The following is an 8834-nucleotide window of genomic DNA, read 5'->3' on the forward strand; positions in this document are numbered from 1 at the left end:
TTCATGGACGTTGGCGAAGGCCTCGCGATGCTCCGCCTCGCGCCAGCCAAGCGTCAGAAGGCACGCCTGGCCGGCAAGCGCCAGCCGGTCCACCTCGTCGAAAGGCACGTTGGCAAGCTCGGAGTGAAGCGCCAGGCGTTTGCTGGTCAGGAAGTGCCAGGCACGCTCGCCCAGTCGCTCGGTTTCAACCGGCGTCAGCGCGGCCAGAATCGGCGTGCGTCGGCACGCCTGTTGCCAGGCTCTAGAAGGGGGCGAGGAGGGCGTGCGGGTCAACCAGCGTTTGAACATGGGCGTCTTTCATGGCATCGAATCTGCGTATAGTGGCGCAATCGCCAAGCGTTCATCAACTCGATGCGGGTACACGCCGGAGAGAGCCCGCCATGTGGCCACGCGCTGCGTGCCGAGCCTGCCAGGAACGAGACGCTCAAGGCTTGCGGGCGCCGCGGGTGCTGGCGTAGCGCTTGAGCCCCCACAGCAGTACCAGGGCAACGGCCACGCCGGCCAGGGCCCATATCATTTCCTGGTGATCGCCGGCGGTGAACAGCGCGCCGAGTTGGCTGCCCAGGAAGATGACCGAAACCAGCCACGGCACGATACCGATGATCGACCCCAGCATGTAGTCGCGAAAGCGCAGGTGAAAGGCGCCGGCGAGCATGTTGGTCACGATGAACGGCGCGATCGGCAGCAGGTTGAACACGATCATGGTGCGTACGCCGCGCTTGGAGAGATAGCCCGACAGCCCGCGGAGGTGGCGACCACCGTAGCGCATCAGCGCCTCGCGCCCGAGCCAGTGGCCCACCCAGTAGGAGAGCACCGAAAAGCTCAGCGTGCCCAGCAGGGCGTAGCCAAAGCCCCAGGTGGTGCCGAACAGCACGGCCGTCGCCACCACCAGGACCGTCAGGGGAAACATCAGTAGAAGCAGCGCGTTGTAGAGCAGGATCACTGCGGCGAACATCCAGGGCTCACGCTGCCACTGACCGAGATAGGCAATGGCCGTGTTGAGACGCTGCGTCGACATCCAGTCCGATTGCTCCAGCCAGTGCCATCCGACCCCGAGCGCAACGAGAAGCAGTAACAGGGCAAAGCCCTTTACGAGCGTGCGTGACATTCCCTTTCACCACCGACCGTCGAAAAAGAGCGCCAGCATACGCCAGCCGATCGGTGGGTTGAAGAGCCAGGCGAACCTAGCGTGCCTGGACCACCTCCCAGGCCGGCTCGCCATCGCGGGTAGTGACTCCCGCCAACATGGCCTCCACCCGGGCTGGATGCTCTTCGATCCACTGGCGAGCGACCTCCTCGGCACTACGTTCGTTTTGCCCGAACTCCTGGATCATCCAGCTCTGCTCGTCGGCACTGAAGGTGAACTGCGAAAAGAAGGTGGCGACGTTCGGGTGCGCCGTTGCAAACTCGCTGCGCAAAAGCGTCAGCACCTCGCTTTCACCGTTGTTCTCGCCGAACAGGTCATGCGGGTCGTCCAGGTAGCGCATGGGAAACTCGAGGTTCATCCAGTGCGGCGTCCAGCCGACCCACACCACCGGCTCCTCGCGAGAGATCGCATCGCGGGCGGCGGAAAGCATGCCGATTTCGCTGGTGTCAACGATACGCCAGTCGCCGAGTTCCCAGACATTGGCATCGATCGCTTCCTGAAGGATCTCGCTGGCCGCCGAGCCCGCGCCGAAGCCGAGTATCTGGCCGCCGAAGGCGTCGCGATGCTCGGCCAGGTCGGCGAAGCTTTGCACGCCGCTTTCGAACGTGTACTCGGGTACTGCCAGGGTCATGCGCGCGCCATCCACGTTGTTGGCCACGTCCGTGAGTACGTCGGCCTCCTTGAGCGGCTGGAACATCTCGCGCTGGGCAGGCAGCCAGGCGCCCAGAAAGACATCGATATCGCCGCTCTCGATGCCCTGGTAGATCACCTGGAGTCCGATGTCGCGAGCCCGGGTCGAATACCCGAGATCGCCAAGAAGCTGCTCGGCGATCTCGGTCTTCACCGTGATGCCGGGCCAGGCGGGAACGCCGAAATCGATGGTATCGTCGGCGAGAGCGCTCGAGTACAGCGCGGGGCCGGCCAAGGCCGCGAGCGTGGCGAGTGTGGCCGGGTGGCGGAAAAATCGCATCAAGTCTACTCTCCTGCAGGCAAATGCGTGGGCGTCGTGAACGGACTTCGATCAGGACACGTTCATCGAAGAATCGGGGGCAAGTACACTTAGGGTAGGCGCTCAAGCGATTGGGGTCGAGGCAGGAACCATCGAGATCGCCTGCCGACAAAAATGATCAATTTTCTTGCCATTCTGGTGCAACCGTGAAAAATGGCTCGGCTTATTCGATATAAAAAGGTGCATATTCATGGATTTTTCCCTTCCATCGCTGCTTACCGCGGTCGTCGATCGCGGTAACGGCCTTTTATGGGGCAGCGTGCTGATCTATCTGCTGATCGGCGCCGGACTCTACTTCACCGTGATGACCGGCGCCGTCCAGCTGCGCTATTTCGGCCACATGTTCAAGCTGCTCAAGGGCTCGCGCAGTGCCAACGGCGGCATCTCGTCGTTCCAGGCGCTCTCCACGAGCCTCGCCGCCCGGGTAGGCACCGGCAACCTCGCCGGGGTGGCGCTGGCCATCTACTACGGCGGCCCCGGGGCGATCTTCTGGATGTGGATAACCGCCATGGTGGGCATGGCGACGAGTTTCATTGAATCGACCCTGGCCCAGGCCTACAAGACCGATCACGGCGACAACACCTTTCGCGGCGGCCCGGCGCGCTACATCGAGCGTGGCCTCGGCCTTCGCTGGATGGCGGTGCTGTTCTCGATCTGCCTGATCATCGCCTTCGGCCTGGCCTTCAACAGCGTTCAGGCCAACTCCATCGCCCAGGCCATGGAGCAGGCGTTCAGCGTGCCCACCTGGATGATGGGCGTGGTATTGATGGTGATCGTCGCGCCGATCATCTTCGGCGGGCTCAAGTCCATCGCCAAGGTGGCGGAGCTGGTCGTGCCGCTGATGGCGCTTTTGTACCTGATCCTGGCGCTGGTGGTGGTGGCCCTGAACGCGACGGAACTGCCCGCAGCGTTCATGACCATCATCAAGAGCGCTTTCGGGGTCGAGCAGGCCGCGGGCGGCGTGGCCGGCTACGCCATTTCCCAGGCGATCATGAACGGTATCCAGCGCGGCCTGTTCTCCAACGAGGCGGGCATGGGCTCAGCGCCGAACGCCGCCGCCACCGCCAGCACCCGTCCGGACCATCCGGCGGCCCAGGGCTTCATCCAGATGCTCGGGGTGTTCCTGGATACGCTGGTGATCTGCACCGCGACGGCGGCGATCATCATCATGTCCGGCCCGGAGATTCTCGCCGGCGAGGAGACCAACGGCATCCAGCTGACCCAGCTGGCGCTGTCGACCCATGTCGGCGACTGGGGCGCCATGTTCGTCGCCGTGGGCATCTTCCTGTTCGCCTTCACCTCGGTGATCGCCAACTACTCCTACGGCGAGTCGAACATCGAATACCTGGCCGGGCGCCGCGCGCCGGTGGCGATTCTGCTTTACCGCCTGGCGGTACTGGGCATGATCATGGTCGGGTCGGTAGCGAGCCTGGGCGCGATCTGGAATTTCGCCGATCTCTCCATGGGCGCCATGGCGATCATCAACCTGGTCGCGATCCTGATGCTCTCGCCGATCGCGTTCGCGCTGTTCCGCGACTACGAGAAGCAGCTCAAGGCGGGTGTCGAGCCGGTCTTCCGCCCGAGCCAGTTCCCGAAGCTGGCCCACAAGGTGGATACCAAGGCCTGGCCGGACCGCGACTGATTCGGTCCTGCACGTGTCATCGCCCCGCCAAAATGAGCGGGGCTTTTTTTTATGGTGAAGGATTCGTTTTTATCGAATTCAAGACCGGATAATTTGCGCTTTCGGTTGAATGAAATCGACGTAAAATGGCCATCAAATTTACCTGCCACCAAGGTTTACCTAACATTAAGGTTTACCTACCAACAAGGAGTCATGCCATGACCATTCGCGCCCTGCTCGTTACCTCTTCCATCCTCGGCGATAACGGCCAGTCCAACGTCCTGGCCAACCGCTTCAAGGCCCAAGCCGCAGCGCGTGGCGATGTGGACGTGAGCCTGCGCAACGTAGTGGCCGATGCGCTGCCGCATCTCGACATCGCGGAACTGGGCGCCTGGCAGACCCCGGCCGCCGAGCGCAGCGCCGAGCAGGCGCGCCTGGCCGGCTATTCCGATGAACTCCTGGCGGAGCTTCGTGCGCATGACGTCATCGTCATCGCGGTACCGATGTACAACCTGGGCGTGCCCTCGCAGCTCAAGGCGTGGTTCGACCGCGTGCTGCGCGCCGGCGAAACCTTCCGCTACACCGAGAACGGCCCGGTGGGGCTGGTCGAGGGCAAGCGCGCGATCGTCCTGGCGGCGCGCGGCGGCCAGTACGCCGGCAGCGAGCTCGACAGCCAGACGCCGCACCTGAAAAGCATGCTAGGCTTGATGGGCATCACCGACGTCGACGTGGTGTTCGCCGAAGGGCTCAACATGGGCGATGCGCTGCGTGATGGCGCCCTGAAGGAAGCTTTCCAGGCTATCGACCAGCACGTCGCCGCCCTTTAACGATGTGACACCGGCAGGGAGACTGGCGCATGCGCTCGGCGCTTCTGGAACAGATCTACACCATCGTGGCACAGATTCCCGAAGGGCGAGTGACGACCTACGGGCGCATCGCCAAAATGACCGAGGGCGCCACGGCGCGCTCGGTGGGCTCCGCCATGCGCCACCTCCCCGAGGGGCACGAGCTTCCTTGGCACCGGGTGATCTCCGCAAGTCTCGCGCTTGCCGATCACCAGGGGGCCGCCCGCCAGCACGAAAAGCTGCGCGCCGAAGGCGTGGCCTTCGATGCCAAGGGCCGTGTACCGGACCATCTGGTGTGGCCGTAGGTGGGGAGTAGTGAGTCCTGGAACGTAAAAAAATGCCGCCCAGCCGGGCGGCATTTTTTCATTCACGATTCACGCTAAAACGCTCAATCGTCCAGCTTGCCACCGGATTTCCACGACCAGTCGCGCCAGCGCAGGTCGAATAGGTCCTTGCGCCGGTCCTTGAGGTTGGTCACCGAGCCTTCGGCACGCACCACGGTCAGCCGCGTCAAATCCAGGTCCGAGAAGAAGATCATCTCGGTGTTGGGGGTGGTTTCCGCCAGCACCGCGTCGTGGGGGAAGGCGAAGTCCGAAGGCGTGAACACCGCCGACTGGGCGTACTGGATGTCCAGGTTCTCGATCGAGGGCAGGTTGCCGACGCTTCCGCACAGCACCACGTAGCACTCGTTCTCGATGGCCCGCGCCTGGCCGCAGTGGCGCACCCGCAGGTAGCCGTTCTTGGTGTCGGTCCAGAACGGCACGAACAGGATGTCCATGTCCTGGTCGGCGAGCAGCCGGCCAAGCTCCGGGAACTCGACGTCGTAGCAGATCAAAATACCCACGCGCCCGGCGTCGGTGTCGAACACCTGCAGGTCGTCGCCGCCTTCGATCACCCAGTCGCGGCGCTCCTGCGGGGTGATGTGGAGCTTCGCCTGGCGGTCGATCTCGCCGTCACGATGGAACAGGTAGGCGATGTTGTAGAGCTTGCCATCCTCGCCTTCCTCGATCATCGAGCCGCCGACGATGTTGATGTTGTAGGAGACCGCCATGCGCGAGAGTTCGCTCTTGAAGCGCTCGGTGAAGCCGGCCAGAAAGCGGATCGCGGCCATCTGGTCCTGCTGGGCGGCGCGGTCCTGCAGGCCCATCAGGGGCGTGGTGAAAAGCTCCGGGAAGACGGCGAAGTCGCTCTGGTAGTCCGAGAGCGCATCGACGAAGTACTCGATCTGCTTGAGCGCGGCCTCGACCGAGGCGAACTCGCGCATCTGCCACTGTACCGCGCCCACGCGTACCTGGGTGGGGCGGGTGTCGAGCACGCTTTCCGCGGGCTCGAAGAGGATGTTGTTCCACTCGAGAAGCGTGGCGTAGCCGCGGGACTGCTCGTCTTCCGGCAGGTACTTGCGCAGCAGGCGCTTGACCTGGAAGTCGTTGGCGAGCTGGAACGACAGGATCGGGTCGTAGATTTCCTTGCGTGACACCTTGTCGATGTACTGGGCCGGGCTCAGTTCGTCGGCGTGCTGGTGATACTCGGGGATGCGCCCGCCGGCGAGGATCGCGCGCAGGTTGTGCGAACGGCACAGCTCCTTGCGCGCCTCGTACAGGCGCCGGCCGAGCCGGTAGCCGCGATAGTCCGGGTGGATGAGCACGTCGAGCCCGTACATGGCGTCGCCGTTCTCGTCGTTCAGGATGACTTCCCGGTGGCCGATCAGGTCGTCGTAGCGATGGGGGTTGGAGAACTCGTCGTAATCCACCTGCACGGTGAGCGCCACGCCCACCAGCACGCCATCGTCCTCGATGGCGATCTGCCCATCGGGGAAGGCCTGGATCAGCTTGTCGATGGTGTGCTTGGGCCAGGCGCCACCGATATCGTGATAGACCGCGTCCATCAGCGTTTTCAACTGGTCGTAGTCGTCACTCGTCAGGTTGCGAAGATTGAGGTGCAGCTCTTCCAGGGACATAGTTTTGGGTACCCACCATATAAGAACGTGAAACTAGTGTATCACTGCTGCGTGCTGCGGGTTTCGCGGCTCGACACGGTTACGAGCGGGCGCGTGAGCGTCTGGGCCATGACCACCCCGGCCAGGATCAAGGCACCGCCGAACAGATGGAAGGCGGCGATGCGCTCGCCCAGAAACGCCATGGCGATCAGCGCACTGAAAAGCGGCATCAGGTTGATGAAGATACTCGCCTGGTTGGCGCCGATCTGGCGCACCGCGCGCATCCACAAGAACGTGGTGATGACCGAGGCGGGAATGCCGGCATACAGGATCAGCCAAACGTTCTGGCCGTCGAGGGGCGTCATCGGCCCCATGAGATAGGGCGGCAGCAGAAACAGCACCGCAAAGCACACCTGGGCATAGAGCATCACCCAGGGGGGAAGGTTCAACTGCCAGCGCTTGAGCATCACCCCGTAGAGCGCGTAGCAGATCGCCGCGATCACCATCAGAGCGTCGCCGAAGGCGACCTGGAGCTTCAACAGCGACAGCGGGTTGCCCTGGCCGAGCAGCACGCTCACACCGATGAACGCCAAAAGCCCGCCGGCCACGCCGCCCAGGGTGGGCGGCTCGCGCAGGATCAGCGCGCTCAGAAGCACCGTGAGAAGCGGCACCATGGCGGCGAGAATGCCCATGTTGGTGGCGGTGGTGGTTTCGGCGGCGATATAGCCAAGCCCCTGCCAGAGCCCCATGCCGAGAAGCCCGAGCACGGCGAATTTCGGCCAGTGGCGCTTGATCTCCGGCAGGTGCTTGAGCGTGGCCGGTAGCACGAAGGGCGTCATGACCAGAAGCGCCAGCAGCCAGCGTAGAAAGGCGATGCTGCTGGGGGCGATGGCGCCCACGGTTAGCTGGTTGATGGTCATGTTGCCGGACCAGATGATCACTGTGGCCAGCGGCGGCAGGAAATAAATCAAAGGCATAGCGGGTTCCCCGATAGTAAGCCGGTTAATGTGACGCGCTTTGTGGCGTTCGGCAAGGGGCGCTCGACGAAAGGGCGAGGGCAAAGCGCTGTACGCCGCGCGGGCGATGTCATACGCTTGTTTGAATACTCTGATCGAACAAGACGCGAGACACCGTGATGACCCAGCCGCCCGCCTATCCGCACCTTTTTCGTCCAATCACGCTTGGCCATGTCACCCTGCCCAATCGGGTGCTCATGGGGTCGATGCACACCAATCTGGAAGAGGCGCCGAACGGCTTCGAGCGTCTGGCCGCCTTCTACGCCGAGCGGGCGCGGGCAGGTGTAAGCCTGATCGTCACCGGCGGTATCGCCCCCAACGCTGAGGGCGCGGTGTTCGAGGGCGCCAATGCCCTGACCGACGAGTCGCAGCTTCCCGAGCACCGCCAGGTGGTGGAGGCGGTGCACGCCGAGGGCGGGCATCTGTGCCTGCAGATCCTTCACGCCGGGCGCTACGCCTACTCGCCGAATCTCGTTGCTCCCTCGGCGCTGCAGGCGCCGATCAACCCGTTCACGCCGCGGGCGCTTGAGACGCACGAGGTGGAGGGTCAGATCGAGGATTACGTGCGCTGCGCAAGGCTTGCCCAGGAGGCGGGCTACGACGGCGTCGAGGTGATGGGCTCCGAAGGCTACCTGATCAATCAGTTCCTCTGCCGGCGGACCAACCAGCGTGACGACGAGTGGGGCGGCGACTTCACCGCGCGCGCGCGCTTTGCGGTGGAGATCGTACGCCGCATCCGCCAGGCGGTGGGGGAGCGCTTTCTGATCATCTTCCGGCTTTCCATGATCGATCTGGTCGAGGAGGGCAGCAGCTGGGAGGAGGTGGTCGCGCTGGCGGGCATGATCGAGGCGGCCGGTGCCGACGTCATCAACACCGGCATCGGCTGGCACGAGGCGCGCGTACCCACCATCGTCACCAGCGTGCCGCGAGCGGCCTTCACCGAGGTGACCCGGCGCCTGCGCGAGCACGTCTCGATTCCCCTGATCACCACCAACCGCATCAACATGCCGGCGGTGGCCGAGCGGGTGCTGGCCGAGGGCCACGCGGATATGGTGTCGATGGCGCGGCCGTTTCTCGCCGACCCGGCCTGGGTGCAAAAGGCGCAAGCGGGGCAGAGCGACGAGATCAACACCTGCATCGCCTGCAACCAGGCGTGTCTCGATCACACCTTCGCCGGCAAGCTGACGTCGTGTCTGGTCAACCCGCGCGCCTGTCACGAGACCGAGTTCGAGCTGGCTCCGACCGCCGCGCCCCGACAGG

Annotated in this window: 9 protein-coding genes; 4 read left to right on the forward strand and 5 right to left on the reverse strand. The window is 63.9% G+C overall.

Annotated elements, in window-relative coordinates:
* The 3 genes from BIS11_RS05870 to BIS11_RS05880 form a co-directional block, all read right to left on the reverse strand.
* On the reverse strand, positions 1-288 hold a 288-nt coding region (locus tag BIS11_RS05870; RefSeq protein ID WP_253585816.1), incomplete at its 3' end, for a zinc-dependent peptidase.
* Between the two features lie 136 nt (positions 289-424).
* Positions 425-1108, reverse strand: a complete 684-nt coding sequence (locus BIS11_RS05875; RefSeq protein WP_253419330.1) for a TVP38/TMEM64 family protein — start codon at positions 1106-1108, stop codon at positions 425-427.
* Between the two features lie 76 nt (positions 1109-1184).
* Positions 1185-2117 carry an ABC transporter substrate-binding protein gene (locus tag BIS11_RS05880; protein WP_253419352.1) on the reverse strand — a complete coding sequence of 311 codons (933 nt, stop codon included), beginning with the start codon at positions 2115-2117 and terminating at the stop codon, positions 1185-1187.
* A gap of 229 nt (positions 2118-2346) precedes the next feature.
* Here BIS11_RS05880 and BIS11_RS05885 point away from each other — a divergent pair, with 229 nt between their 5' ends.
* From BIS11_RS05885 to BIS11_RS05895, 3 genes are all read left to right on the forward strand, one after another.
* Positions 2347-3798 carry a sodium:alanine symporter family protein gene (locus tag BIS11_RS05885; RefSeq protein WP_253419333.1) on the forward strand — a complete coding sequence of 484 codons (1452 nt, stop codon included), beginning with the start codon at positions 2347-2349 and terminating at the stop codon, positions 3796-3798.
* Positions 3799-3995: 197 nt separating this feature from the next.
* Positions 3996-4604, forward strand: a complete 609-nt coding sequence (locus BIS11_RS05890) for an FMN-dependent NADH-azoreductase (protein ID WP_253419336.1) — start codon at positions 3996-3998, stop codon at positions 4602-4604.
* A 29-nt stretch (positions 4605-4633) separates the two neighbouring features.
* A complete protein-coding gene (locus BIS11_RS05895) occupies positions 4634-4927 on the forward strand; it encodes an MGMT family protein (protein ID WP_253419339.1) in 294 nt (97 codons plus the stop codon).
* Between the two features lie 83 nt (positions 4928-5010).
* Here BIS11_RS05895 and BIS11_RS05900 read toward each other — a convergent pair whose 3' ends face one another.
* Both BIS11_RS05900 and BIS11_RS05905 read right to left on the reverse strand, forming a co-directional pair.
* On the reverse strand, positions 5011-6579 hold the full coding sequence (locus BIS11_RS05900; RefSeq protein WP_253419342.1) for a bifunctional GNAT family N-acetyltransferase/carbon-nitrogen hydrolase family protein: 1569 nt from the start codon (positions 6577-6579) through the stop codon (positions 5011-5013).
* A gap of 41 nt (positions 6580-6620) precedes the next feature.
* Positions 6621-7535 (reverse strand): DMT family transporter, encoded by a 915-nt coding sequence (locus tag BIS11_RS05905; protein ID WP_253419345.1) that lies wholly within the window; start codon positions 7533-7535, stop codon positions 6621-6623.
* 158 nt (positions 7536-7693) lie between these two features.
* On the opposite strand from BIS11_RS05905, the gene BIS11_RS05910 reads away from it, so the two are divergent.
* Positions 7694-8834: 2,4-dienoyl-CoA reductase FMN-binding domain-containing protein (locus BIS11_RS05910; RefSeq protein ID WP_253585817.1), on the forward strand; the 1141-nt coding region annotated here is incomplete at its 3' end.

Origin of the sequence: Halomonas sp. 707D4 (genome assembly GCF_024158685.1) — a bacterium.
In the GTDB taxonomy this organism is placed as follows: Bacteria; Pseudomonadota; Gammaproteobacteria; order Pseudomonadales; family Halomonadaceae; genus Vreelandella.